A 26,155-nucleotide genomic window follows, 5' to 3' on the forward strand; every position below is an offset into this window, starting at 1 on the left:
GGTAACGGCCTTCCGCCCTCGCGGCGGCCCGCGCGGTCAGGACGGGCAGACGCTGCTCGCGTCCACCGCCTCGCCGCTGGGCGTGCTCTCGGTGGGGCTGGGCGTGGACCCGTCCGTCGGGCTGGGGGAGGACGTGGTGGGCGAGGGCGTCACCGAGGGCGTCGTCGCGGACGGGGAGGGCGCCGGCGGCGGCGGCACGAGCGCCTGCTGCACCAGCTGGTGGATCTGGTCGTAGTCGGGGTCACCGGTGTCGACCAGCGGCTCGGTGAAGGACAGCGAGCGCAGCGGTGCCTCCTTGACCTTGCGGCCGAGGTCCACGAACGCCGACAGCCGGCTGGCGGGGATGTCGGTGGTGACGTCGCGCTCGGCGGAGGCGGCCAGCTGCGGGAAGGCGCGGGCCAGGTCGAGCACGCTGTACTGCTGCACGGCGGCGTTGATGAGGCAGCGCTGGCGGTCCATGCGGTCGTTGTTGTTCGACTGCCAGCGCGAGCGGGCGTACCACTCGGCGTGGTAGCCGTCGAGGAGCTGGTCCCGGCCCGGCTCGATGTAGCCGGTCACCGGGTAGGTGCCGATGACGCGGCCGGTGCTGCTGAGCCGCTCCCCTCCGCCGATGGGGATGCGCCGGTCGACGGTGAGGCGGATCCCGCCCATCGCGTCGATGAGGTCCTGGAAGCCGGTGAGGTTCACCATCGCCGTGTAGTCGATGTCCAGTCCCACCACGCCGGCGGCGGCCTGCTCGGTGGCGGCCAGCCCCGGGTCGTCGGCGCCGGGGAACAGCTGCGGGTTCTGGGTGCCGAAGAGGTAGGCGGCGTTGAGCCAGCAGCCGCCGGTGCCGTTGGCCTCGCACGCGTCGGGCCAGGCCTGCGCGGCGGGGGTGCCCTCGGGGAAGAAGTTCCCGGACAGCTGCCGGGGCAGGCCGAAGATCACCGTGTCCCCGGTCACCGTGTTGATGCTGGCGACGATGACGGTGTCGGGCCGGGTGCCGATGCGGTCGGCGCCGGTGTCCGCGCCCACGAGGAGCACGTTGACCCGCGGGACGCCCTGCCACGGGTCGCGGGCGGTGCCGGTGGGCTCGCCGGAGGCGGCGTCCTGGCCGCTGGGGAACAGGGACGTGATGAGGGAGCGCGAGACCAGGGCGTACCGGGTGGCCGTCGCGGCGGGGAGGACGACGACGGCGAGCAGCACCACGACGAGCAGCGAGGAGGCGAGGCGGTGCCCCCTCACGCCGCGGTGCCGGCGCTGGGCGACGTGGGTCCCCACCACCACCGCGCACCACGCGAGGCCGGCCGCGGCGGCCGCCACGGCCAGGCCGAGCAGCACGTCGGCGTCGAGCAGGTAGCGCTGGGCCACGTCGACGGCGCGCCCCGTGCCCCACAGCACCGCGGCCGCGCCCAGCACGAGCGCGAAGGGCACCAGCGCCAGCCAGCCCAGGGCCCGGCGGCGGGCGTTGAGCAGCCCCGCACCGGGCACGGCGGTGCCGAGCACCGTCCAGCCGGCGGCACGACCGAACCCGTCCTCTCCGCGCTCGCGGTGGCGCGGTGGCGCGGTTGCGGTCGAGCCGGTCCGCGTGGTCCCGTCCAGGTGGAGCCTCCGTCGCTGTCGAGGCGCAGGTCAGGTGCCTGCGCACGACCAGCGTGGGCGGTGACCCGGTGCTGGCCGCGACCATTGCAGCACCTGTTCCTGGGGACTGCTGCACGCGGAGGATCGACACGGCGTAGGGTGGTGCTGCGCTCACGGGTGCGCTGCGCGGCGACGCGTGTTCCCGTGGCGCGAGGAGGTGTCGCCTAGTCCGGTCTATGGCGCCCGCCTGCTAAGCGGGTTTGGGTGTTAAAGCCCATCGCGGGTTCAAATCCCGCCACCTCCGCCCTCCGGACGACAGGGGCCCCGGCAGCTGCCGGGGCCCCTGTCGTCGCACCGGACCGGCTCACCCCTACTGGTAGCTGACGAACACCGGGCTCGGCTGCTCCGCCACCGTCTGCTGCGGGGTGAAGGTGGGGGAGTCCTCGTCGTAGAAGTTCTTCCACCCCCACACCAGGCCCTCCGGCGCGCCGGCCTGCAGCGCCCGGTACGTGGCCTCCTTCTCGCTGGGGGCGCCGGCGCCGTCGGCGTGCACCACGAACGCCAGCTCGTCGTGGCTGGTGTCCAGCGAGGCCCGCCCGGTGACCATGGACGTCCGGAACTGGTGCAGCAGGAACACCTTCTGCGGCAGCTGCCGGTCCCGCACCAGCTGCGCCAGCCAGGCGGAGGTCTCGTCCACCTCCGCCGCCGAGACGCTGCCCACCTGGGCCAGGTGCTGCTGGCCAGGCTGCAGCCGCCACTCCGGGTCGAGCGCCAGGCCGACGCCCGGCAGCGCGAGGAGCTCCTCGTAGGCCCTGGCCTGCTCCAGGAAGGTGGAGCGGCCCGGCTGCAGGTCCAGCACCACCTGCAGGCCGGAGCCCAGCGCCTGCTCGACCAGCGGCCGGAGCTCGTCCACGGGGGTCTCGGTGGAGTAGTCGCCGTCGGGGCCGGGAGAGCTGCTCGCCACCGTGGCGATGACCTCGAGCGCCGGCGCCGGCGGCAGCGCGTCCAGACCCGCGTACTGCTGGGCCACCTGGCCGGCGCGCGCGATGGTCGCGGTGGCGTCCTGCTCGCCGAGCACGCCCAGGCTCGGGGTGCCGGGGTGGCCGTACAGCGCCACCAGGCGCCGGCCGGCCAGGGGCAGCTGGCCGCCGAGCCCGGACGGCCCGGGCAGCTGCACGCCGGTGCGGACCACGGCCAGGCGCTGGTCCAGGCGGTCCGCCGGTCCGAAGGCGTCACCGAGGGCCACCACCGGGACCTGGGGCGCGGCCCCCAGCTGCTGGACGAGGGCGGCGTCCGCGCGCGGGTCGGCGCCGGGCAGCTGCACGGCCGAGGCGCCCGCCGCCCGCGCGGTCGCCTCCGCGGGACCCGCCTCGGCGCCCCCGGAGGTCAGGACGACCGCGGTGGGCGCAGCCGGCGCGCTCGCCGCCGGGCCGTCGCCGTCGTCCCCGGTGCCGGACAGGAGCGCGTCGGCGTCGTCGGCGACGACCAGGCCGCGCTGGGCAGCGGCCTCCTGCGCCGCGGAGCCCACGGGGACCACCTCCGCGCCGAGCCGGGCGACCTCCGCGGCGCCCGCGTCGCCGGCCACGAGCACCGGGACGCGCAGCCGCTGCGCGGCCTGCGCCGCGGTGGCCTGGGACGCGGTGTCGTCGGCGCCGACGAGGAGGGCGCGGCGGGCGCTGGTGAACAGCGCGGCGCTGGCGCCCGCGGCGAGGGCGTCGGCGGTGGTCCCCGGGACCAGCGTGGAGGCCCGGGTGGGCACGGTCGCTGCGGCGGCGCCCGAGTCGTCGAGCGGGGCCGTGCCGCCCGCGGAGGCCGCCGCCGGGGGAGCGCTGCTCTCGCCGTCCCCGGCGGTGCACCCCGTCAGGACGAGCACCGCCGCGAGGACCCCGGCAGCGGTGGCGGAGGAGGACGACGAGCAGCGGAGCACGCCACGAGCCTCGCCCACCCGGCGCGCGGCCGCCAAAGTGCGCAGGTGGGACGGCCGCGGGGCCCCTGCTCCGGTCCGGGCGGGGGAACCGGTTCGCGAGCACTCCCGGGCGTCGGGTAATGTCTTCACCGCACTCCAGCGCCCGTAGCTCAACGGATAGAGCATCTGACTACGGATCAGAAGGTTGCAGGTTCGAGTCCTGCCGGGCGCGCTCGTTGAGACAGCGACGCAGAGGCCCCCGACCAGCCGCGAGGCTGGCGGGGGCCTTCTGCGTGGTCGCCGCGCGCGACGCCGTCCCGAGCGGCGGGCTGCCGTCGACCGGCTCGCGCGCCACGAGCTGCCGAACGCCGAACGCTGCTGCAGGTCCGTGCGGTCGGTCGGTCACCCGCTCGTCGGACGGGCGACCCACTCGGCGGCCGCCGCCACCTCGCTGCGCTGGGCGCCGTGACCGCCGGGGCGGACCCTGCGGTCGACCGCCGCGCCGGCGTCCCGCAGCGTCCGCTCGAGCCGGTCCACGCTGCCGCTGGGGGCCATGGGGTCGCTGGCCCCGTTGAGGAGCAGCACCCGGGTGCCTTCGAGCCCGTGCCCGACCTGGCGGTCGGGCAGGGGGTGCATGCCCGAGAGGGCGATGACCTCCTGCAGCACCCCGGGGTGCAGCAGCAGCGTGGCGAGGGCGATGTTGGCGCCGTTGGACAGGCCGACCGCGACGATCCTCCTGCCCTCCAGCGAGTGGGCGGTCCGCGCCCAGGTGATGAAGTCCGCCAGCCTGGCGGCCTCCGCCACCACGCTGTCCTCGTCGAAGATCCCCTCGGCGTAGCGGCGGAACCACCGCCGCACGCCCTGCTCGACCACGTCGCCGCGGGGCGAGAGGACAGCCGCGTCGGGGTCGACCATCGGAGCGAGCTCGGCGATCTGCGCCTCGTCACCCCCCGTCCCGTGCAGGGTGAGCAGCACGGGACCGGGTCCGTCGCGGAACAGGTGCGGTCGCTGCGCCGCAGGGCCGCCCGTCATCGGCCGACCGCGTCGGCGGCGGGGTTGTTCTCCGCGGGCAGGCTGATCCGGGGGACGGCGCGCTCGATGGCCTCGCGGCGGGGCTCCAGCCACGGCGGCAGCTTCAGGGAGCGCCCGAGCTCCAGCAGCGGCTCGTCGACGTCGAAGCCGGGGGTGTCGGTCGCGATCTCGAAGAGCACCCCTCCGGGCTCGCGGAAGTAGATCGAGGTGAAGTACTGCCGGTCCAGGACCGTCGTCACGTGGTGGCCGCGCTCGGCGAGCTCGTGGCGCCAGGCCTCCTGGGCCGCGCGGTCGGGGACGCGGAAGGCGATGTGGTGGACGGTGCCACCGGCGGTCAGGCCCTCCGAGCCGCGTCCCGCGGCCACCACGTCGACGATGTCGCCCGGCCCGCCGTCACCGGCGGCCAGGCGGGTGGTGCCGCCGCGCTGGGACACGACGCGCAGGCCGAGGTCCTCGGTCAGCACCCCGATGGTCCGCTCGGGCCGGGCGACGGTCAGGACCGAGGAGTGCTGGCCGCGCACGGCGTGCTCGGCGGGCACCGCGGGGGTGTCCCACGGGTCGCGCGGGTCCTCGGTGCTGGAGGCGACCAGCTCCAGCTGGAGCCCGTCGGGGTCGCGGACGAGCAGGCGCTCCTCCTCCGAGCCCGCGCTCCGCAGCTCGCTCTCCACGCCGAGGGCGGCGAAGTGGCCGCGCCACCAGCCGAGGCTCCCGGCCGGCACGGAGAAGGCCGTGGACGTGGACTGACCGGTCCCGATGCGGCCCTGCTGCACGCCGGGCCACGGGAAGAAGGTCATGAGCGAGCCCGGGCGGCCAGCGGCGTCCCCGTAGTAGAGGTGGTAGGCCCCCGGGGAGTCGAAGTTGACGGTGCGCTTGACCAGGCGCAGCCCCAGCGCCGTGACGTAGAAGTCGATGTTCGCCTGGGGGTGCCCGGCGATGGCGGTGACGTGGTGCAGGCCGCTGGTGCTCGACATGGGTCCTCCTCCGTCGCCGCTCCCGCGCGACGCGGGAGCGGGTCGATGCACAAGCATCAGTTGAAAACTGTACTATCCAACGACGGCGGTGCCCCGCGTCTTCCCGGGCTGCTCGCGGGCTCGGCCCGCCCCGTGCTCAGTCGGCGTCGACCAGCGCGGCGGTGGCGGGCTGCGCCCGCAGCGCGTCGCGGCGCGCCGCCACCGTGCTCGGCTCCCACCGGGTCTCACCGTCCACCAGGCGGTACCCGTCGTGGACCTCGCCGGCGCCGTCCACCCACCGCACCGCTGCGCCACCGTCCGCGGACGGTGCCTCGTGCACGAAGAAGGCGCCGTCCACGAAGGCGTCCGGCGTGGCGAACAGCTCGGTGCTCACCGGCACCCGGTGCCGCAGGCGGACCGCTTCGACCGCTGCGGCGTAGCGCGCGCGGGCCCGCTTGACGACGGGTCCCGCGCCCGGTCCCGGCGCCGTCTGCGTGGCCAGCACCTCGCCCGACATGCCCACCCAGTAGCGGGGGTGGCTGTGGTCGTCGCGGACGTCGATGAAGTTGGCGCCCGGCGCCTTCGCGTCGGGGTGCGGCTCCAGGGGCGCGTCGGCGGGGACGTCCTCCAGCGCGTGCACGCGCCGCACCGCCTCGGCGGCCATGCGGGCGGAGAGCTCGCGGGGCTCCCGGTGGGTGGTGGGGACGCCGAGGGTGGCTGCAGCGTCGGGGGCGGGCTCCTGCGAGGCGCTCACGCCGGTCACGGTAGGTGCGGCGGGGACCCGCGGGAAGGGCGGCGCGCGTCCTCCTCGCGAGGGCCTGGCGCCGTGGGGGATGCTGGGCGGCAGCTCGGCAGCCAGCACCGGAGGTGGCCCGTGACCAGCCCGACCCGTCCTCCCGTCCCGAGCCCCGCGCTGCCGACCACGCCGCTGGAGGCGGCCCCCGGGTCCGAGAGCTGGGCCCCGGGCGTGACCGCCAGCCGCCGCGAGCTCGACCGGCGCGCCCGCGCCCACGACGCGTCGCACTACCTGCTCGTGCCGCAGGTGGTGGCCACCGCTCGCGACGCCGCCGGCGTGGCCGCCGCGATGGCCCGGGCCAGTGAACGGGGGTTGGGCGTGACCTTCCGCTCCGGGGGCACGAGCCTGTCGGGCCAGGGCGTCACCGACGGGCTGCTCCTGGACGTCAGGGCGGGCTTCCGGGGCGTGGAGGTGGGACCCGGCGGCCTCACGGTGCGCGCTCAGCCGGGTGCCACCGTCCGCGAGGTCAACGCGCGCCTCGCCCCCCACCGGCGCGCGCTCGGCCCCGACCCGGCCAGCGAGGTCGCCTGCACCGTCGGCGGCGTGGTGGCCGACAACTCCAGCGGCATGGCATGCGGCACCACCGCCAACACCTACCGGACGCTGTGCGCCATGACGGCGGTGCTCGTCGACGGCACCGTGGTCGACTCCTCCGCGCCCGACGCCGACGAGCGCCTGCGGCGCGACCGGCCCGACCTGCACGCCGGGCTGCTCGCGCTGCGCGAGCGGCTCCTGGCCGACCCGGCCGCCGTCGCCGAGGTCCAGCGGCAGTTCTCGATGAAGAACACCATGGGCTACGGCATCAACGCCCTGCTCGACCACTGCACGCCCGTCGAGATCCTCACCCACCTCCTGGTGGGCAGCGAGGGCACGCTGGCGTTCGTCGCCGAGGCCACCTTCGACACCGTGCCCGTGCACCCGCACGTCGCCACCGGACTGCTCGTCTTCCCCGACCTCGGCGGCGCCACCGCCGCCCTGCCCGCGCTGGTGGGCGCCGGGGTGGCCACCGCCGAGCTCATGGACGCCGCGTCCCTGCGCGTGGCCCAGGGCCTGGCGTCCGTGCCGCCCGAGATCTCCGGTGTCGCCGTCGTCGACCACGCCGCGCTGCTCGTGGAGCTGCAGGCCGCGACCCCCGAGGGCCTGGTGGCCGCGCGGGCCGTGCTCGCCCCGGTGCTGGAGGCGCTGCCGCTGGCCGCGCCGGCCGCGCTGACCTCCGACCCCGCGCAGCGCGCCGCGCTGTGGCACGTCCGCAAGGGCCTCTACCCGGCGGTGGCCGGAGCGCGCCCGTCCGGGACCACCGCGCTGCTGGAGGACGTCGTCGTCCCCGTCGAGGCCCTGCTGGAGACCTGCCGCGGGCTGACCCGCCTGCTGGAGGAGCACGCCTATGAGGGCTCGGTCGTCTTCGGGCACGCCAAGGACGGCAACATCCACTTCCTCGTCAACGAGCGCTTCGACGACCCCGCCAGCCTGGCGCGCTACCGGCGCTTCACCGCCGACCTCGTCGACCTCGTGCTGGGCGCGGGCGGCTCCCTCAAGGCGGAGCACGGCACCGGGCGGATCATGGCGCCCTTCGTGCGGCGCCAGTACGGCGACTTCCTCTACTCCCTGATGGTCGAGGTCAAGCGCCTCTTCGACCCCCGGGGCCTGCTCAACCCCGGCGTCATCATCGCGTCCGACCCCGACGCGTGGCTGCACCACCTCAAGACCGTGCCGACGGTGGAGGCCGAGGTGGACCGGTGCGTGGAGTGCGGCTACTGCGAGCCCGCCTGCCCGAGCAAGGACCTCACCCTCACCCCGCGCCAGCGGATCGTGCTGCGCCGCGAGGTGGCTGCGGCCCGCGCCGCCGGCGACGACGACCTCGCCGCCCGGCTCAGCGAGGACTACGAGTACGCCGGGGTGCAGACCTGCGCCGTGGACGGGCTGTGCGCCTCGGCCTGCCCGGTCGGGATCGACACCGGTGACCTCGTGCGCCGCCTGCGCGCCGAGCAGGTGTCGCCGCTGCTCGACGGGGCGTGGGCGGGGGCCGCCCGCCACTGGGGCGCGGTCACCCGCGCCGGCGGGGCCGCGCTGAGCACCGCCGCGCTCCTGCCCGCGCCGGTGGTGCGGGCGACGACCACGGCGGCCCGCGCGGTGCTCGGCGCCGACCGGGTGCCCTCCTACGAGCCGGAGCTGCCCCGCGGCGGCCGCGCGCGCCGCTCCCTGCACGGCCCGGACCGCACAGCACCGGGACCGCGCGCCGAGGCGGTGCTCTTCGCGGCGTGCCTCGGCACCCTCTTCGGGCCCACGCCCGGGGTGGTCGCGCCTCCCCGGGCAGCCGGCGGGGGAGCGGCGCAGGCGCTGGTGGCGCTGGCCGAGCGCGCGGGGGTGGGGCTGCTGGCGCCCGAGGCGCCGGGGTCGCTGTGCTGCGGCACCCCGTGGAAGTCCAAGGGCCTGCGCAGCGGCTACGAGGAGGTGGCCGCGACGGTGGTGCCGGCGCTGGTCGAGGCCACCCGCGGCGGGGAGCTGCCGGTGGTCTGCGACGCCGCCTCCTGCGCGGAGGGGCTGGCGCAGCTGGTGAGCTCGCGGGCCCCGCAGGTCCGGGTGCTCGACGCCACCCGGTTCGCGGCGGAGCGCCTGCTCGACCGGCTCACGGTCACCCGCAGGCTCGCCTCGGTGGTCCTGCACCCCACCTGCTCGACGACGGCGACGGGCGCGACCGCGGCGATGCGGGCGGTGGCGGAGGCGTTCGCGGACCAGGTGGTGGTGCCGCAGGCGTGGGGGTGCTGCGCCTACGCCGGGGACCGCGGGCTGCTGCACCCCGAGCTCACCGCGAGCGCCACCGCCCGCGAGGCCGCCGAGGTCACCGCGCGACCCTTCGACGCGCACGCCTCCGCCAACCGCACCTGCGAGCTGGGGATGACCCGCGCCACCGGACGGCCGTACCAGCACGTGCTGGAGCTGCTGGAGGCAGCGACCCGCTGACGCGTCGACCGGGGGCCACCTCGATGACGACCCCAGATCTTGACTCGTTCAAGAACAGCGACCAGGATCGTCGGTGTGCCGACAGACGGGACCCGCGAGGGCGCGCCGGGCGAGCGCGCACTGCGCGACGCCGGGCTGCGCGTGACGCGGCCGCGCCTCGCGGTGCTGGGCGCCGTCGGCGACCACCCGCACGCCACCACCGACGCGCTCATCTCCGCCGCCCGGGCGAGCCTGCCGTCGCTGTCGCACCAGGCCGTCTACGACGCGCTGCGCGTGATGGCCGACGCCGGCGTCGTCCGGCGCATCCAGCCGCGCGGCTCCGTGGCCCGCTACGAGGCGCGCGTGGCCGACAACCACCACCACCTCGTGTGCCGCGCGTGCGGCTCCATCACCGACGTGGACTGCGCTGTCGGCGAGGCCCCGTGCCTCGTCCCGGACCGGTCCGCCGACGGCACCGACCCGGCCGCGGGCTACGTGCTCGACGAGGCCGAGATCACCTTCTGGGGGCTGTGCCCGGCGTGCGCCCCCGCCCCCGCTTCCAGGCCAGAGCAAGGTCCCGCCAGCAGAGAGGCACACCGTGACTGACATCGCGCAGGAGAAGGCGAACAGCGCCAGCACCAGCGAGAGCGAGAACCCGGCGATCAAGCCGCCGACCCCGGTCACCGACCACCCGCGCAGCCTGCAGGACTGGTGGCCCAACCAGGTCGACCTGTCCCCGCTCAACCGGACCTCCCGCGAGTCCGACCCGCTGGGCGAGGACTTCGACTACGCCGCCGAGTTCGCGAAGCTGGACGTCGCCGAGGTCAAGCGCGACCTCGCCGAGCTCATGAAGACCTCCCAGGACTGGTGGCCGGCGGACTGGGGCCACTACGGCCCGCTGTTCATCCGCATGTCGTGGCACGCGGCCGGCACCTACCGCATCGCCGACGGGCGCGGCGGCGGCGGCCAGGGCGCGCAGCGCTTCGCCCCGCTCAACAGCTGGCCCGACAACGCCAACCTCGACAAGGCCCGCCGTCTGCTGCTGCCGATCAAGCAGAAGTACGGCCGCAAGCTCTCCTGGGCCGACCTGCTGGTGCTCGCCGGCAACGTCGCCCACGACGACATGGGCCTGCCCACCTTCGGCTTCGCCTTCGGCCGCCGCGACACCTGGCAGCCGGAGGAGGTCTTCTGGGGCCCGGAGGACTCCTTCCTCACCGACGACCGCTACAGCGGCCCCGACACCCCGCTCGACCTCGAGCAGGGCGACCTCGCCGCCGTCACCATGGGCCTGATCTACGTCAACCCCGAGGGCCCCCAGGGCAAGCCCGACCCGCTCGGCTCCGCCCACGACATCCGCGTCACCTTCGGCCGCATGGGCATGAACGACGTCGAGACCGTCGCGCTCATCGCCGGTGGCCACACGTTCGGCAAGGTCCACGGCGCGGGCGACCCCGAGCTGGTCGGCCCCGAGCCCGAGGGCTGCCCCGTGCACGGCAACGGCCTGGGCTGGAAGAACCAGTTCGGCACCGGCAAGGGCGCTGACACGACCACGAGCGGCCTCGAGGGCGCCTGGACCCCCACGCCCACCCGGTGGGACAGCTCCTACCTCGACACGATGTTCAGCTACGAGTGGGAGCTGACCACCAGCCCCGCCGGCGCCAAGCAGTGGAAGCCGAAGGACGGCGCCGCGGCGGACCTCGTGCCCGACGCGCACGTCCCCGGCAAGATGAACCACCCGATCATGCTGACCAGCGACCTCGCGCTGCTGGCTGACCCGGCCTACCACGAGATCATGAAGGCGTTCCGCGACGACCACGCGTACTTCGCCGACCAGTACGCCCGCGCGTGGTTCAAGCTGCTCCACCGCGACATGGGCCCCCGTGAGCGCTACCTCGGCCCGGACGTCCCGTCCGAGGTGCTCATCTGGCAGGACCCGGTGCCCGCCGTCGACCACGAGCTGGTCACCGACGCCCAGGTCGCCGACCTCAAGGCCCGCCTGCTCGACTCCGGCCTGACGGTGTCGCAGCTGGTGCACACCGCCTGGTCGGCCGCGGCCTCCTACCGCGACACCGACAAGCGCGGCGGCGCCAACGGCGCCCGCATCCGCCTGGAGCCGCAGATCGGCTGGGCCGTCAACGAGGGCGTGCGCGACGTGCTGCCCGTGCTCGAGCGCGTCAAGGGCGAGTTCGAGGCGGCCACCGGTGCGAAGGTCTCCCTGGCCGACGTCATCGTCCTCGGTGGCACCGCCGCGGTGGAGAAGGCCGCGGCCGACGCCGGCGCCCCCGTCTCCGTCGGGTTCACCCCCGGTCGCACGGACGCCTCGCAGGAGCAGACGGACGTCGACAACTTCCGCTGGCTCGAGCCCAAGGCCGACGGCTTCCGCTCCTGGACCGACCCGCGCACCAAGGTGCACGCGGAGACGCTCCTGGTCGACAAGGCCTACCTGCTGGGCCTGTCCGCCAAGGAGCTGGTGGTCCTCCTCGGCGGTCTGCGGGTGCTCGGCGCCAACACCGGCGGCACGCAGCACGGCGTGTTCACCGACCGGGTGGGGGTCCTCTCGCAGGACTTCTTCCGCACCCTGCTCGACCTCGGTGTCGACTGGCGCACCTCGCGCGACGCCGAGGGCGTCTACGAGGGCGTCGCCGCCGACGGCACCGTGGTGCGCACCGCGACCGCAGCGGACCTGGTGCTCAACTCGCACTCGGTGCTGCGCGGCATCGTCGAGGTCTACTCCTCCGACGACGCGGGGGAGCTCTTCGCGGCGGACTTCGCGAAGGCCTGGCAGAAGGTCATGGAGCTGGACCGCTTCGACCTGCACGCCTGACCCGTCAGGTGACCGCCACGACCGCGCCCCGGCCCTCCGGCCGGGGCGCGGTCGCGCGCGGCCCGTCCCGCGCCGTGCGGCGTCAGCGGCCCAGGTCGACCTCGTCGAGGTCGAGCCGGCCCGCCACGACGTCGGCGGCCACCTCCTGGATCGTCGTCCCCTCCGCGAAGGCGTAGCCGCGCAGCCGGGCCAGGGCGACCGCCTCGTCCACGTCGAGCCGGACCCGCAGCATGCCCAGCAGCACCGGCAGCTCGTCGGGGGCCACGTCGGCGAGCAGGTCCCCCCGCGAGCTGCGCGCCAGCAGCAGCCGCGCCAGCACGTCGGCCAGCCGCTGCAGCACCTGCACGTCGGTCAGCGTGAAGGGGGCCACGCGGTCGCGCCCCACCGACAGCACCCCCAGGGGCACCCGGTCGGGCGCAGGCCCGAGCAGCGGCAGCGACGCGGTGGACCGCACGGGGAAGTCGCGCGGGGCGGAGCTGAGGAGCAGCTGCCAGGGGGTGTCCTCGGCGCGCAGGTCGTCGACGAGCACCGGCCCGCCGCACTGCAGGGCGTCGCGGCAGGGGCCCTGCACGAGGCTCTCCTGGAAGTTGTTGAACCGCTGCAGGGCCAGGTCGGACCCCACCAGGGGCAGCCTGCGCTCGGGGTCGACGACGACGGCGACGGCCACGCGGTCCCACCCGACCACGGGCTCGACGGCAGCGCACAGGTCCAGCTCCGGAGAGGCTGCGCTGCTGTGCACACCACAACTGTGGCACCCGTTGTCGAGCGCGGCCGGGCGGCCTACGGTGTCCCCGGGTCGACGCACCGGCCCCGGACGACTCACCGGCGAGGCCTCCGTGACGCACCAGGTCATCCACCGCACGCACCCTGACGACCAGCACGACCCGGGCCTCCAGGTCGCTGCGACGACCGCGACCAGCACCGCCGCGGTGGCCCTGCGGTGGGCCGGGGGCCGCCCCGTCGTCCACCTCAGCGGTGAGGTCGACGTGTCCACGGCCGCCCAGCTGCAGTCCGTGAGGGCCCTGCTGCACCAGCACGGGCAGCGGCTCGGCTCGGTCGACGCCGCTGGCGTCACCTTCCTCGACGTCGCGGGGCTGAGCGCCCTGCTGGAGCTGGCCGGTCCCGGCGGGTCGCTGCTGGTGCTGCGCCCCAGCCCCGCGGTGAGGCGGCTGCTCGACCTCCTCGAGCGCCACGGGCTGGGGCCTGCGGTGCTGCGCGCGGGGCCGCCCGAGGAGGCCGTCGTGCTGCGGGACGTCGCCGGTGCCGCCTCCCCGGTGCGCGGTGCGCGCCCGAGGCCGCGGTCGCCCCGCTGAGCGGCGACTGCGCGCGGCGGGGCTGTGCGCGGCGGGACTGCGCGGGGTGAGCGCGGTCAGCCGGGCGCGGTGCCCCGCTCCCGCGCCAGGGCCTCCAGCCTCGCGAGCGTCTCGGTGTTGCGCGCTCCGATGAGCGGGGTCCGCAGGGGCCGGGGCACGAGGCGCCCCGGCCCCTCGACGGCGTCCTCGGTGAGCCGCACCAGCGTGCCGCCGTCGCGGGGGACCAGGTCGAAGACGACCCGGGCCCCGCCCAGCGGCCAGCTGCGCGCCGTGAGCACCAGCCGGTGCGGCGCGTCGACCTCCTCGCTGGTGGTGCGGCCGCGCCGCAGCAGGGGCCACGCCCCCACCACCGGGTGGATGCTCGTGCCCGGTGCCGGCCACCCGGCGTCCACCCGGCGCACGTGGGCGCTGCCCACCACGAAGTCCGCGTAGCGCCAGCCGTCGGCCAGCTGCTCCCACACGGCCTCCGGCGGGGCCGCCACCCAGCGCTCCCGGACGCTCACGTCGCCGTCGTCCTCTCGACCGCCGCCCCGGCCCTCAGGTCAGCGCGTCCTTGATCTTGGTGGTCACGTTCTTGGTGCCCTGCACCCGGGCGCCGGCCGCGTCGCCGGGCGTGCCGGGGCCCTGGTCGCCGTCGTAGGTGGAGAACAGCTTGGGGTCCGGCGGGGGCAGCAGCGCGTCGTCGTCGGTGAGGAACGGCGGCTCGGCGAGGTACTGGATCGGCTCGTCGCCCACCAGGGCCGGACCGGACGCCCAGCGCCCCTCGCCGGACTTGCTCTCGTCGAGGGAGAACGACCAGAACGTGTGGTTCTGCTGCTGGTCCTCCTCGCTGCCGTGGGAGTCCTCGAGGACGTCGGCCAGGCCGTCGTCGACCAGCTGCTGGATGCCGAGCAGCCACTGCTGCTGGTGGAAGGTGTCGCGGGCCAGGTTGAACTGCAGCATCGACTTGACGCCCGGGTCGTCGGTCATGCCGTACAGGCGGGAGGTCTGCAGCCGGCTCTGGGCCTCGGCGGCCACGTTGGAGCGGAAGTCGGCCAGGAGGTTCCCCGAGGCGACGATGTAGCCGGCCTGCCACGGCACGCCCTGGCTGTTGGTGGGCATCGCCCCGCCTCCGGCCACGATGGCGTGGTGCGGGTTCTGCCCGCCGATCACCGCGGCGAGCACCGGGTTGGTGGCCACCGCCTTCTCCGTCACCTCGGCCGGGGCGCCCTCGAGGAGGCGGGCGACCATGGTGGACAGCATCTCCACGTGACCGATCTCCTCGGTCCCGATGTCCATGATCATGTCCTTGTACTTGCCGGGCATGCGGCAGTTGAAGCCCTGGAAGAGGTACTGCATCATCACGGTCATCTCGCCGAACTGACCGCCGATGAGCTCCTGCATCTTCATCGCGTACAGCGCGTCGGGCTTCTCCGGCTTCGCGGAGAACTGCAGCTGGTGGGCGTAGCGGAACACGGGTCCCCCTGGGAACGGGAGGTCCTCGCAGCAGGCGGCGTCGGCGTGCGTGACCCGGCGGGGCGGGCTGCGGCGGACCGCGGAGGCCGTGGTGTCGACCTCTTCCGACGCTAGGGGGGCGGCGCGGCGCGCGCACGTCGGGCAGGGCCGCCGCGGGCGGCCCGGGACGAGGTGGTCAAGATCCAGCAGCCTGCGCCGATGGAGGGGTGAGCGCCGCGTCCGCGGCGCCGCACCGGGGGGACGGCGATGCGCGGCAGCGAGCAGCGGCACAGCCTCCTCGCCGAGCCCGCCCCGGGGGCGACGGACCCGTCCGCAGCGCCGCCGCGGCCCCGCACCGAGGCCCTGCCGCTCGCGACGCCGCACAGCGCGGCGGCGCCCGGGACGGCCACGCTGCCCACGGACCCCCGCGTCCAAAGGGCGCTGCTGGACGCCGGCCTCGCCTCGAACGGCGCCACGCTCGTCGTGGCCCGCCCTGACGGCAGCACCGGCCTCGAGCGGGCCGTGGTGCTGTGGGCCAACCCCGCGGCCGGTGACCTGCTCCGCACCGACGCCGGTGAGCTGGTCGGACGAGAGGTCGGCAGCATCCTCGTCCGGCCGGCGGACGGCGAGCTCCGCCCCGAGGTCCTGCGCCCCACCCGGCCGGCCCGCGTCCCGGTGGCCGTGCGCACCGCAGCGGGGGACGCCGCCGAGGTGGAGCTCACCAGCACGCCCTCGCCCACCACAGGGCTGTGGGCGCTCGTGCTGGTGCGCTCGGGCACGCCGACCGAGCGCCTCGCGCAGGAGCAGGCCAGCGCGCAGGAGCGCCGCTTCGAGACGCTCGTCCGCCACAGCCCGGTGCCGACCATCATCTCCGAGGCCGGGCTGCGCCTGGCCCACGTCAACGACGCCTTCTGCGAGCTCCTCGGCCTCCCGCACGAGGAGCTGCTGGGCCTGGCGTGGACCGCGTGCGTGCGCGGCGACGACCTGCCCGACGTGCTGGCCTGCGCGGAGCGGGCGCTGGGCGGTGAGCCGGCCCAGGCCGAGGTCCGGCTGGTCCGCGCCGACGGCCAGGAGCGCTGGGTGCTCGTCCGCCTCGCTCCCGCCGCCAGCCCCGGGCACGGCGCGGGGTTCGTGGGCACCGTCGAGGACTTCACCGACCGCCGCGCCTTCGAGATGGAGCTGGCCCACCAGGCCCGCCACGACGCGCTGACGGGACTGCCCAACCGCACCGCCCTGGAGGAGGAGGTCGCGGCGCGCCTGCGCGCCGCCGACGGCGCGGACGCCGACTCCTCGCCGATGACCTGCCTGTTCCTCGACCTCGACAACTTCAAGGTGGTCAACGACAGCCTGGGCCACGAGAGCGGTGACCGGCTGCTGGTGGCGGTGGCCCAGCGGCTGCGCGCCGCCGTCCGCCCCGACGACCTCGTGGCCCGCTGGGGCGGCGACGAGTTCGTGGTGCTGCTCGAGGCCACCACCGACGACGCCGCCGCCCTCGCGCTGGCGGAGGGGCTCCTGGCCCGCCTCGGCGAGGCCCTGGCGGTGGACGGGCTGCCCTCCACGGTCTCCGCCAGCATCGGCGTGGCGCGCGCGACGGGGCCCCACCTCAGCGCCGAGCAGCTGCTGCAGGACTGCGACATCGCCATGTACCGGGCCAAGGCCGCGGGACGCAACCGCGTCGCGCTCTGCGACGCCGCGGCCCGCGACGAGGCCCACGACGCGCTGGCCCTGACGATCGACCTGCAGCGGGCGCTGCGGGACCGCTCGCTGCGGGTGGCCTACCAGCCGGTGGTCCACCTGGGCGACGCCACGGCCCTGCCGGCCGTGGAGGCGCTGGTCCGCTGGGACCACCCCCTGCGCGGCCCGGTCCCGCCCGAGCAGCTGGTCCGCACCGCCGAGGCCAACGGCCTCGTCGACGAGCTGGGCCTGTTCGTGCTGGAGGAGGCCTGCGGCCAGATGGTGCGCTGGCGCGAGGAGCTGGGCCCGGCCGCCCCGCAGAAGGTGAACGTCAACCTCTCCGCCATCCAGCTGTCCTCCCGCGGGGTCGTCGACGAGGTCGCCCGGGTGCTCGCGCGCACCGGTCTGGCGGCGTCGCAGCTGTGCCTGGAGGTCACCGAGACGGCGCTCGTGCACGACCGGGACGCCAGCCGCGACCGCCTGCTGCGGCTGCGGGCGATGGGCGTGTCGGTGGCCCTCGACGACTTCGGCACCGGCTACTCCTCGCTGGCGTACCTGCGCCAGCTGCCGGTCGACTACCTCAAGGTGGACCGGTCGTTCGTGGAGGAGCTGCGCCGGGGGCACCCGGAGGTGGCCTCCGCGGTGATCGGCCTGGCCCGCAGCCTGGGGCTGGTGGCCGTGGCCGAGGGCGTCGAGCACGCCGAGCAGGCCGAGGCGCTGCGCGCCCTGGGAGCCGAGCTCGTGCAGGGCTGGCTGTACGGGCGCGCCATGGCCCCCGCCGACCTGGTCGCGTGGCGCCGCGACGTGCGCCCCCTGCGCCCCACCGGGGGCGCGCCGTGACGTCCGCCGCGCCGGCGGCTGGGGCGACGGACCCCGGGGAGGCGCTCGAGCGCGCCGAGGCGGCGCTGGAGGCGCTGGTGGGCGTCGTCGACGAGCTGGCCTCCCGCCGGCCCGTGGCGGCGCGCCTGGTGACGATGACCGGCGACAGCTCCGTCGGCTCCGCCGAGCTCGCCGCGGTGCTGGTCGGGGACGTCGCGCTGACCGCCCGCGTGACGCGCCTGGCCAACAGCACCTTCTACGGGCTCAGCGGGCGGGTCCGCACCGTCCCCTTCGCCGTGACGGTGGTCGGGTTCGCCGCCGTGCGCGCGATGGCCGCCACGGCCGCTGCCGGGGCCGACACCGGCGGGCTGCTCCCCGAGGACGCCTGGGCCCGGTCGGAGGCGGCCGCGGTCGCGAGCAGCGAGCTGGCGCCGCTGTTCGGCGTCCCGGGTCCCGACGCGTTCTGCCTGGGGCTCCTCGCGGGCCTGGGGCGGGCGGTGCTCGCCCACCACGACCCGGCCGGCTACCGGGCGCTGCTCGACGACGACGACGTGCGGCGCGGCGGGCGCCGCGGGCTGCTGTCCGCCGAGCGGGCCGCGTTCGGCGTGGCCCACACGCAGGTCTCCGCCGCGGCGCTGTCCGCCTGGCGCTTCCCCCGCGAGATGCCCGAGGCGCTGCACCTGGTGGACGCGCCGGCGGCCTCGGGGGCGCGCTCGACGCCCTGGTCGCGCTGCCTGGCCACGGCCCTGGAGGCCGTGGAGCGGTCGGCGTCACCCGGCGCCGACCAGCAGGCGGCCCCCCTGCTCTCCGCCGGCGCGGTGGACGAGGCCCGGCTGGACGCGGTCGCCGCGCGCCTGACCCGCAGCGCACCGGCGTCCTGACCACCGGCGATCGAGACCCCCGGGGCCCCGCGCGCGGCGGGCAGCGGCCACGATGGGCCCCATGACCACCAGGCCGGACGCCGACTCGACCCCCGGGCCCGCGCTCGACGCGCTGCGCCGCGACATCCGCCTCGTCACCACCATGCTCGGCGAGACCCTGGCCCGCCACGAGGGCCCGGAGCTGCTGGAGCTGGTCGAGCGGGTGCGCGCCCACGCCAAGGAGCACACGCTCACCGACCTGCCGGGCTTCGACCTGGAGACGGTGACGCGGCTGGTGCGGGCCTTCACGGCCTACTTCCACCTCGCCAACACCACAGAGCAGGTGCACCGCGGCCGGGCGCTGCGCCAGGAGCAGGACGCGGAGGGCGGGTGGTTGAGGCAGGCGCTCTCCCGCGTCGCCGACGCGGGGGTGGGCGCTGCCGAGCTGGGCGCGATCATGGAGGAGGTGGCGGTGCGCCCGGTGTTCACGGCGCACCCCACCGAGGTGGCGCGCCGCTCGACCATCGACAAGCTGCGCCGGGTGGCGTCGCTGCTGGAGGAGCCCGACGGCCCCCGCCGCACCCGCCGCCTGGCCGAGGCGGTGGAGCTGCTGTGGCTCACCGACGAGCTGCGCGTGGAGCCGCCGCAGCCCATCGACGAGGCCCGCAACGTCATCTACTACCTGGAGGGCCTCTCCCGCGCCGCGCTGCCGGACGTGCTCGAGGAGCTGCGCGACCGGCTCGCCGAGCACGGCGTGGCCCTGCCGCCGTCCACCAGCCCGCTGCGCTTCGGCTCGTGGGTGGGCGGCGACCGGGACGGCAACCCCTTCGTCACGCCCCAGGTCACGCGCGAGGTGCTGGTCCTGCAGGCGCGCCACGGCATCCACACCCTGCGCGCCGCCGTCGACGGGCTGCGCCGGGACCTGTCGGTCAGCGAGGCCGTCAGCCCGGTCTCGCCGGAGCTGGCCGCGCGCACCGAGGAGCTCATCGCCTCGCTGCCGGAGGTGGAGCCCCGCTACCGACGGCTCAACGTCCAGGAGCCGTACCGCCTGTTCCTCACCTGCATCGACGTGCGGCTGGCGCTCACCGAGCAGCGCCTCGTCGCCGGGACCCCGCACGTGCCGGGCCGTGACTACGCCGACGACGCCGAGCTCCTGTCCGACCTGCTCCTGCTGCACGGGTCGGTCAAGGCCCACCAGGGCGAGCTGGTCGCGTCCGGCGAGACCGAGCGGCTCGTGCGCACCGTGGCGGCCACCGGGCTGGTGCTCGCCACGCTCGACGTCCGCGAGCACTCGGCCAAGCACCACGCCGCCGTCGGCGCCCTGCTCGACCGGCTGGTGGGCCGCGAGGCCGAGCTCACCCGCCCCTACGCGGAGCTGTCGCAGCCGGAGCGGCTGGAGGTGCTGTCCCGGGAGCTCGCCTCGCCGCGCCCGCTCGCCCTCCCGCCGCTGCCGCTGGAGGGCGAGACGGCCACCACCGCCGGGGCGTTCGACGCGATCCGGTGGGCCCAGGACTCCCTGGGCCGCCGCGTGGTCGAGAGCTACATCATCTCGATGACGCACGACGCCGACGACGTCTTCGCCGCCGTCGTCCTGGCCCGCGAGGCCGGCCTGGTCGACCTCACCGCGGGCGTGGCCCGGCTCGACTTCGTCCCCCTGCTCGAGACCGTCGTCGAGCTGGAGCAGACCGAGCGGATCCTCACGTCGCTGCTCAGCGACCCGTCCTACCGCGAGCTGGTGCGCCTGCGCGGTGACGTGCAGGAGCTCATGCTCGGCTACTCGGACTCCAACAAGGCCGGCGGCATCGCCGCGTCGCAGTGGCAGATCCAGCTCGCCCAGCGCCGGGCCCGCGACGTGGCCCGCCGCTTCGGGGTCAAGCTGCGCTTCTTCCACGGCCGGGGCGGCTCCGTGGGCCGCGGCGGCGGCCCTACCTACGACGCGATCATGGCGCTGCCCTCGGGCACCGTCGACGGCGAGGTGAAGATCACCGAGCAGGGCGAGGTGATCAGCGACAAGTACGCCCTGCCGCAGCTGGCGCGCCAGAACCTCGAGCTGACGCTGGCCGCCACCATCGAGGCGAGCGTGCTGCACCGCACCGACCGGCGGACCCCCGAGCAGGGCCAGCGGTGGGACGCCCTGGTCGACAGCTTCGCCGCCGCCGCGCACGACAGGTACCGCGCGCTGGTCGAGGCGGACGGCCTCACGGAGTACTTCCTCACCGCCACCCCCGTGGACCTGCTCGGCGCCCTGAACGTCGGTTCGCGCCCCTCCAAGCGGCCCGGTGGCGGCGGCATCGAGGACCTGCGGGCGATCCCGTGGGTGTTCGGCTGGACGCAGTCGCGCCAGATCGTCCCGGGCTGGTTCGGCGTGGGGACGGGCCTCAAGACCGTCCTGGACGCCGACCCCTCCGCCCGCGAGGTGCTGCGCGAGATGTACGAGGAGTGGCGCTTCTTCCGCACCTTCCTCGGCAACGTCTCCATGACGCTGGTCAAGGCGGACCTCGACATCGCCGCCGCCTACGTCGCGCTGGCGCCCGAGCCGCTGCGCGGACTGCTCGACGTGGTGCGGGAGGAGTTCGAGCTGACCGTGCAGCAGGTGCTCGCCGTCACCGGCGACACCGCCCTGCTCGACCGGGAGCCGGCCCTGCGCACCACCCTCGAGGTGCGCGAGAACTACCTGGAGCCGCTGCACCACCTGCAGACCGAGCTGCTGGGCCGCTACCGCCGCGGCGAGACCGACCCGAGCCTGCAGCGCGCCCTGCTGCTCACCATCAACGGCATCGCCGCCGGGATGCGCAACACCGGCTGAGCCTGACCCGAGTCACACCCGCGGCACCGCCGACCCGGTGCCGCGGGTGTGCTCGAAGATGATGCTGGTGCGGGTGGAGGACACCTCCGCCCGCGTGGACAGCCCGTCCGCCACGAGGTCGCGCAGCGCGGCGGAGTCGGCGGTGGCCACGTGCAGGAGGAAGTCCTCCTCGCCGCCGAGGAAGAAGACGCTCAGCACGCCCGGCAGGGCGCGGACGTGCTCGGTGAACTCGCGCAGCCTGCCGCGGGCGCCGCCGTGCAGCCGCACGGCGACCATGGCCTGCAGCGAGGCGCCGACGGCCTCCAGGTCCACCGCGGCGTGGTAGCCCGTGACGACACCGCGGCGCTCCAGCTCGCGCAGCCGCACCGACGCCGTCGAGGGCGCCACCCCCGCGCGCCGGGCCAGCTCCGCGCCGGGCGTGCGGGCGTCGCGGCGCAGCGCCTCGACGATCGTCCTGTCGACGTCGGTCAGGGGTGGTCTCGGGCGAAGGTCGTTCGGCACAGGTGCATCATCCTCGAACATCCGTGAGGATCCCTGGTGCCGGTCCGAGGATCCTGCGACGTTGGGGCCCGGCAGCGCGCCGAACGGGTCGGCGCCTGGAGCAGGAGGTCTGGCGTGTCGTCTGCACCGCTCGTCGTCGGGGTCCCCACCGAGGTCAAGGACAACGAGAACCGGGTCGCGCTCCAGCCCGACGGCGCCGCCGAGCTGGTCCACCACGGCCACCGCGTGCTGGTGCAGGCCGGGGCCGGAGCCGGCTCCCGCTTCACCGACGCCGAGTTCGCGGCCGCGGGCGCCGAGGTGCTGGACGGCGCCGACGCCGTCTTCGCCGCGGCCGACCTCATCGTCAAGGTCAAGGAGCCCGTCGCCTCCGAGCACCACCGCTTCCGCGAGGGCCAGCAGCTGTTCACCTACCTGCACCTCGCTGCGGACCGGGACCTCACCGACTTCCTCCTGGCCCGCCGCATCGACTCCATCGCCTACGAGACGGTCCAGACCCCCGACGGCCGCCTCCCGCTGCTCACCCCCATGAGCGAGGTCGCCGGCCGCATGGCCGTGCAGGCCGCGGCGCACCACCTCGAGAGCCCCGCGGGCGGGTCGGGGGTGCTGCTGGGGGGCGTCCCCGGCACGCCCGCGGCCAAGGTCACCATCATCGGAGGGGGCGTCTCCGGCACCGAGGCCGCCAAGATCGCCGTGGGGATGCGCGCCATCGTGCGGGTCTTCGACACCAACCCGTCCCGCCTGGCGTACCTGTCCGACGTCTTCGAGGGCCGCCTCGACCTCGTGACGCCCAACCGCACGCGGCTGGCCCAGTACGTGGCCGAGTCCGACGTGCTCATCGGCGCCGTGCTCGTGCCGGGCGCCAGGGCCCCCAAGATCGTGAGCCGCGAGATGATCGCCTCCATGCGCCCGGGCAGCGTCGCCGTCGACATCGCCATCGACCAGGGCGGCTGCTTCGAGACCAGCCGCCCCACCACGCACGCCGATCCGACGTACGTGGAGGAGGGCGTCGTGCACTACTGCGTGGCCAACATCCCCGGCGCCGTCGCGCGCACCTCCACCCTCGCGCTGACCTCGGCCACGCTGCCGCACCTCGTCACCGTGGCGGACCGCGGCGTGCGCGGCGCCGCCCAGGCCTCGCCCGCCCTGGCCAAGGGCCTGACCACGCTGGACGGCCAGCTGGTGAGCGCCCCGGTGGCCGCCGCCCACGGCCTCCCGCTCGGCGACGCGGCCGCGCTGCTCGGCTGAGACGGCGTGCGGCCGCCTGCGCCCCCGCGCGGGGCGCGGGCAGCCGCACCCGCTCAAGGAGGGGTGTCTGCCGACCGATGGACAGTGTGCAGCGGAGCGCACCAGCTGCGGCACCACCGCACCACCGGGAGACACCCGTGATCCACCGCTTCGCCGACCTGCGCATCGCGCACAAGCTCTTCGCCGGGTTCGGCGCCGTCTGCCTCCTGCTGGCGGTGATCAGCGGCCTGGCGCTGACGCGTCTGTCGCAGGCGCAGCAGAACCTCGATGAGCTGGCCACCTCCGGCCTGGTCTCCGTCGACACGGCGGACCGGTCGGCCACCGCCCTGCTCCTGGTCCGCTTCGACGTCGCGAACCTCGCCCTGGCCAAGACCCCCGACGCCCTGGCGAAGGCCACGGCCGCGCTGCAGAGCGACGACGCCGCCCTCGACACGGCCTGGAAGGCCTACCTGGAGAGCGGGCCGTCCTCGACTCGCGAGCAGCAGGAGGCCTTCACCTCCGCGCTGGTCCAGTACCGGGCCGCCACGGCCAAGCTGGTGCCGCTCGCCGAGGCCGGCGACACGGAGGGGTTCATCGCCGTGCGCGAGCAGGAGGCCACCCCTCCCGCGAAGGCCGCCTTCGCCGCCGTCGACGCCATCACCGAGACCGAGGTCAGCACGGCCGCCCAGATGGCCGTCGACGGTCGCAGCGCCTACCGGTCCTCGGTGCTCGTGGTGTCCACGTGCGCCCTCGCCGCGCTGCTGCTGGCCGCGGCGATGGCCGTGGTCGTGGCGCGCTCGGTGACGCGACCGCTGTCCAAGGTCGTCACCGTCATGACCGACGTCGCCGCGGGCCGCCTGGACCGCCGCGTGGAGCTGACCACCAAGGACGAGCTCGGCCAGCTCGCCGCCGCCGTCGACACGACCGTGGCCACCCTGGGCACCGCCATGCGCGACATCGCCGCCGAGGCCCGCTCCCTGGCCTCCGCCTCGACGTCCCTGTCCAGCGTCGCGGCCCAGATCTCCTCCGGTGCCGAGCAGGCCGCCGCCCAGACCCAGGTGGTCTCCGCCGCCTCCGAGCAGGTCACCGCCTCCATCTCCACCGTCGCCGCGGCTGGCGAGGAGATGACCGCCGCCATCGCCCAGATCGCCTCGGCCACCACCGACGCCTCCGCCATGGCCGCCTCCGCCGTGACCGCCGCGGGCTCCGCGGGTGGCGCCATCGAGCGCCTCGGGGTCTCCTCCCGCGAGATCGGCGACGTCGTCAAGCTCATCACGTCCATCGCCGAGCAGACCAACCTCCTCGCGCTGAACGCCACCATCGAGGCCGCCCGCGCGGGTGAGCTCGGCAAGGGCTTCGCCGTCGTCGCCGGCGAGGTCAAGGAGCTGGCCCGCCAGACCGCGCAGGCCACCGAGGAGATCATCGGCAAGGTCAACGCCACCCAGGCCGACACCGCCTCGGCCGCCTCGGCGGTCACCCACATCAGCGACATCATCGGTCGCATCGACGAGGTGCAGGCGACCATCGCCGCCGCCGTCGAGGAGCAGTCCGCGACGACGTCGGAGATGGTCCGCAACGTCACTGAGATCTCCACCGGCTCCGCGCAGATCTCGGCGAACGTCTCCGACATCGCCCGCGGCACCGACCAGAACCGCGAGGGCGCCGGCCACACCGCCGCCACCGCCAGCGCCCTGGCCACCTCGGCCGGCGCGCTGCAGGAGCTGACCGGGCGCTTCACCGTCTGAGGACCGTCCGCTGACCCGCCCTGCGCCACCACCGGGCCCCGGCCGCTGACCGCGGCCGGGGCCCCGTGGTGGTCGTCCGGCACCGATCGCCGGTGGCGCCTGCGGGGGGCGTCTGCCGGTGCCGTCTCCCTCAACCTCCGCAGCGCCGCTGGTCAGCGCCCCGACTAGCCTGGCCCGGTGCCGACCGACCGCCCAGGACTGCTCGCCTGGGCCCAGCGCTGGTCGGTGAGCCCCGCAGCCGTCGCCGCCGTGCTGGAGCGGGTGGACGGCGGCCCTGCCGTGCCGCCGTTCTCCGGCTTGCCCGACGGGGTGCGCCGCGAGCTGGTGCGCCTGCCCCTCGCCGCGCTGTCCCAGCTGCGCGACCTCACCGACTCGACCCCGCTGGCGCACCGCAGCTCTCCCGGGAGCCCGCAGAGGACCTCCCGGAGGGGCGAGGTGCCGGGCCGAGCACCCGCGGCGGCCTGGTCGGTCCTCGACGCCGTCGACCAGGCCGTCTGCGTGGCCGACGTGCGCGCCCCCGACTCGCCCATCGTCTACGTCAACCCGGCCTTCACCCGCACCACCGGGTTCTCCGAGGAGGACGTGCTCGGGCGCAACTGCCGCTTCCTGCACGACGGCCTGCTCGACCCCTCGGCCGACGCCGAGCTGGAGGCGCTCGGCACGTCCTCCGCGGAGGTGGCCGCCGCCGTCCAGCGCATCCGGGACCTGCTCGCCGAGGGCGGGGCCGGCGAGGTGGTGCTGGTCAACCGCCGCGCGGACGGCCAGCTCTTCGTCAACGAGCTCTCGCTGTCTCCCGTCCTGGGGGCCGACGGCGCCCCCGTCCACTACGTGGCGGTGCAGCGCGACACGACCCCGTACGCCGTGGTGCGGCGGGCCCGCGCCGCCCTCGCCGACGAGCTCGACCAGACCGCCCGCGCGGTGCAGGCCAGCCTGGTGCCGGCCACCCTCCCCGAGCTCCCCGGGTGGCGCATCGCCACCGGCTACCAGCCGGCGACCAGCCCGGACGGTCACCGGGGCGCGGTCAGCGGTGACTTCTTCGACGTCTTCGCCGGTCCCGCGGGCGCGGGCGGCTCCTGGTACGTCGTCATCGGTGACGTCTCCGGCCGCGGGCCCCGGGCCGCCGCCAGCACCGGCGCGCTCCGCTGGGCGCTGCGCGGAGCGGCCACCACCCACAGCGAGCCCGCGGCACTGCTCGCCGCTGCGGGAGGAGCCGTGCACGAGGCCCTCGACGACAGGTTCGCCACCGTGGCCGCCGTGGCGCTGTCGGTCGAGGCCCCGGGCGGGCGGGGGAGCCGGCCCGGGGCGGTGGTGACCCTCGCCCTGGCGGGACACCCCCAGCCGGTGCTCCTGCCCGCGCACGGCGTCCCGCGCCTGGTCGGACGGCCGGGCACCCTGCTCGGCCCGTTCGCCGAGGTCGAGGTGAGCGAGGTCGAGGTGGAGCTGGCGCCAGGAGACCAGCTGGTGCTGTACACCGACGGCGTCACCGAGGCGACCGACCCCGGCGGGCGCCAGCTCGACGAGCAGGGCCTGCTCGACCGGCTGGCCGGCCTGACCGAGCAGGAGCGCCTGGCCCCGGACGCCGCGCAGCGCACCGTCGCCGCCGTGACGGCCGCCGTCACCGACCACGTGGCCGGCGGTCCTGTCGACGACCTCACGCTCCTCGTCCTCGCGCGGCCCGCCTCCTGAGCCGAGCAGCGGCTCGCACGGCGACGGCACGGCCACCGGCACGTCGGTCCGGGTGGCGCGGCAGGTCGCCCGCGGCCGACCCGGT

19 protein-coding genes and 2 tRNA genes are annotated in these 26,155 nt (G+C 75.7%); 12 read left to right on the forward strand and 9 right to left on the reverse strand.

The genetic code is table 11. The features are described 5' to 3' along the window. Positions 1 to 36: 36 nt before the first annotated feature. A complete protein-coding gene (locus FHN55_RS03625) occupies positions 37 to 1,485 on the reverse strand; it encodes an LCP family protein (protein WP_139710882.1) in 1,449 nt (482 codons plus the stop codon). 288 nt (positions 1,486 to 1,773) lie between these two features. Here FHN55_RS03625 and FHN55_RS03630 point away from each other — a divergent pair. Further along, a tRNA-Ser gene (locus tag FHN55_RS03630) sits at positions 1,774 to 1,864 on the forward strand. Positions 1,865 to 1,930: 66 nt separating this feature from the next. On the opposite strand, the gene FHN55_RS03635 is transcribed toward FHN55_RS03630, so the two are convergent. Next, positions 1,931 to 3,487 (reverse strand): hypothetical protein, encoded by a 1,557-nt coding sequence (locus FHN55_RS03635; RefSeq protein WP_139710884.1) that lies wholly within the window; start codon positions 3,485 to 3,487, stop codon positions 1,931 to 1,933. A gap of 138 nt (positions 3,488 to 3,625) precedes the next feature. Between FHN55_RS03635 and FHN55_RS03640 the strand changes: the two genes are divergently transcribed. Then, positions 3,626 to 3,698 (forward strand) — tRNA-Arg (locus FHN55_RS03640). Positions 3,699 to 3,868: 170 nt separating this feature from the next. On the opposite strand, the gene FHN55_RS03645 is transcribed toward FHN55_RS03640, so the two are convergent. From FHN55_RS03645 to FHN55_RS03655, 3 genes are all read right to left on the reverse strand, one after another. After that, a complete protein-coding gene (locus tag FHN55_RS03645; RefSeq protein WP_139710885.1) occupies positions 3,869 to 4,498 on the reverse strand; it encodes an alpha/beta hydrolase in 630 nt (209 codons plus the stop codon). Then, complete coding sequence (locus tag FHN55_RS03650) at positions 4,495 to 5,469, reverse strand: ring-cleaving dioxygenase (protein WP_139710886.1); 975 nt, start codon at positions 5,467 to 5,469, stop codon at positions 4,495 to 4,497. Before FHN55_RS03650 ends, FHN55_RS03645 begins: the two co-directional genes overlap by 4 nt. Positions 5,470 to 5,605: 136 nt before the next feature. After that, a complete protein-coding gene (locus FHN55_RS03655; protein WP_139710887.1) occupies positions 5,606 to 6,202 on the reverse strand; it encodes a hypothetical protein in 597 nt (198 codons plus the stop codon). A gap of 120 nt (positions 6,203 to 6,322) precedes the next feature. On the opposite strand from FHN55_RS03655, the gene FHN55_RS03660 reads away from it, so the two are divergent. The 3 genes from FHN55_RS03660 (at position 6,323) to katG (ending at position 12,008) form a co-directional block, all read left to right on the forward strand. Next, complete coding sequence (locus FHN55_RS03660) at positions 6,323 to 9,205, forward strand: FAD-binding and (Fe-S)-binding domain-containing protein (RefSeq protein WP_218974315.1); 2,883 nt, start codon at positions 6,323 to 6,325, stop codon at positions 9,203 to 9,205. Between the two features lie 75 nt (positions 9,206 to 9,280). Next, on the forward strand, positions 9,281 to 9,790 hold the full coding sequence (locus FHN55_RS03665; RefSeq protein ID WP_180357619.1) for a Fur family transcriptional regulator: 510 nt from the start codon (positions 9,281 to 9,283) through the stop codon (positions 9,788 to 9,790). Next, positions 9,783 to 12,008 (forward strand): catalase/peroxidase HPI, encoded by a 2,226-nt coding sequence (katG, locus tag FHN55_RS03670; protein ID WP_139710888.1) that lies wholly within the window; start codon positions 9,783 to 9,785, stop codon positions 12,006 to 12,008. Before FHN55_RS03665 ends, katG begins: the two co-directional genes overlap by 8 nt. An 82-nt stretch (positions 12,009 to 12,090) precedes the next feature. Here katG and FHN55_RS03675 read toward each other — a convergent pair whose 3' ends face one another. Then, a complete protein-coding gene (locus FHN55_RS03675; protein WP_180357620.1) occupies positions 12,091 to 12,747 on the reverse strand; it encodes a GAF and ANTAR domain-containing protein in 657 nt (218 codons plus the stop codon). 97 nt (positions 12,748 to 12,844) lie between these two features. On the opposite strand from FHN55_RS03675, the gene FHN55_RS03680 reads away from it, so the two are divergent. Next, complete coding sequence (locus FHN55_RS03680) at positions 12,845 to 13,321, forward strand: STAS domain-containing protein (protein ID WP_180357621.1); 477 nt, start codon at positions 12,845 to 12,847, stop codon at positions 13,319 to 13,321. 56 nt (positions 13,322 to 13,377) lie between these two features. Here the strand turns inward: FHN55_RS03680 and FHN55_RS03685 are convergent, their stop codons facing one another. Continuing rightward, complete coding sequence (locus FHN55_RS03685) at positions 13,378 to 13,824, reverse strand: SRPBCC family protein (RefSeq protein WP_139710890.1); 447 nt, start codon at positions 13,822 to 13,824, stop codon at positions 13,378 to 13,380. Between the two features lie 34 nt (positions 13,825 to 13,858). Then, a complete protein-coding gene (locus FHN55_RS03690; RefSeq protein WP_139710891.1) occupies positions 13,859 to 14,776 on the reverse strand; it encodes a manganese catalase family protein in 918 nt (305 codons plus the stop codon). Between the two features lie 246 nt (positions 14,777 to 15,022). Between FHN55_RS03690 and FHN55_RS03695 the strand changes: the two genes are divergently transcribed. Genes FHN55_RS03695 through ppc form a run of 3 tightly spaced genes read left to right on the forward strand, consistent with a single transcriptional unit; the run spans position 15,023 to position 20,914 of the window. Next, entirely contained in the window at positions 15,023 to 17,269 is a 2,247-nt protein-coding gene (locus FHN55_RS03695) for a bifunctional diguanylate cyclase/phosphodiesterase (protein ID WP_139710892.1), read from the forward strand. Next, positions 17,266 to 18,129, forward strand: a complete 864-nt coding sequence (locus FHN55_RS03700) for an HDOD domain-containing protein (RefSeq protein WP_139710893.1) — start codon at positions 17,266 to 17,268, stop codon at positions 18,127 to 18,129. The genes FHN55_RS03695 and FHN55_RS03700 overlap by 4 nt, the downstream gene beginning before the upstream one ends. A gap of 52 nt (positions 18,130 to 18,181) precedes the next feature. Beyond that, a complete protein-coding gene (gene ppc / locus FHN55_RS03705) occupies positions 18,182 to 20,914 on the forward strand; it encodes a phosphoenolpyruvate carboxylase (RefSeq protein WP_373995694.1) in 2,733 nt (910 codons plus the stop codon). A 12-nt stretch (positions 20,915 to 20,926) separates the two neighbouring features. Here ppc and FHN55_RS03710 read toward each other — a convergent pair whose 3' ends face one another. Beyond that, the gene (locus tag FHN55_RS03710) at positions 20,927 to 21,415 is read right to left on the reverse strand and encodes an Lrp/AsnC family transcriptional regulator (RefSeq protein WP_257570667.1); all 489 of its coding nucleotides are present in this window, start codon (positions 21,413 to 21,415) and stop codon (positions 20,927 to 20,929) included. A gap of 114 nt (positions 21,416 to 21,529) precedes the next feature. On the opposite strand from FHN55_RS03710, the gene ald reads away from it, so the two are divergent. The 3 genes from ald to FHN55_RS03725 all read left to right on the forward strand — a co-directional run bounded on the left by ald (position 21,530) and on the right by FHN55_RS03725 (position 26,070). Beyond that, positions 21,530 to 22,660: an alanine dehydrogenase gene (ald, locus tag FHN55_RS03715; protein ID WP_139710896.1), complete on the forward strand. Its 1,131-nt coding sequence runs from the start codon at positions 21,530 to 21,532 to the stop codon at positions 22,658 to 22,660. 137 nt (positions 22,661 to 22,797) lie between these two features. Next, positions 22,798 to 24,384, forward strand: a complete 1,587-nt coding sequence (locus FHN55_RS03720) for a methyl-accepting chemotaxis protein (protein ID WP_218974316.1) — start codon at positions 22,798 to 22,800, stop codon at positions 24,382 to 24,384. Positions 24,385 to 24,561: 177 nt separating this feature from the next. Further along, a complete protein-coding gene (locus FHN55_RS03725) occupies positions 24,562 to 26,070 on the forward strand; it encodes a PP2C family protein-serine/threonine phosphatase (RefSeq protein ID WP_139710898.1) in 1,509 nt (502 codons plus the stop codon). The last annotated feature ends 85 nt before the right edge of the window (positions 26,071 to 26,155 follow it).

The organism is Streptomyces sp. NP160, assembly GCF_006335115.1.
GTDB lineage: Bacteria > Actinomycetota > Actinomycetes > Actinomycetales > Quadrisphaeraceae > Quadrisphaera.

Bases quoted from the DNA above. Each gene is read 5' to 3' on its own strand.
- FHN55_RS03645 (WP_139710885.1), bottom strand. From the start codon at position 4,498: ATGACGGGCGGCCCTGCGGCGCAGCGACCGCACCTGTTCCGCGACGGA.
- FHN55_RS03650 (WP_139710886.1), bottom strand. From the start codon at position 5,469: ATGTCGAGCACCAGCGGCCTGCACCACGTCACCGCCATCGCCGGGCAC.
- FHN55_RS03695 (WP_139710892.1), top strand. From the start codon at position 15,023: ATGCGCGGCAGCGAGCAGCGGCACAGCCTCCTCGCCGAGCCCGCCCCG.
- ppc (WP_373995694.1), top strand. From the start codon at position 18,182: ATGGGCCCCATGACCACCAGGCCGGACGCCGACTCGACCCCCGGGCCC.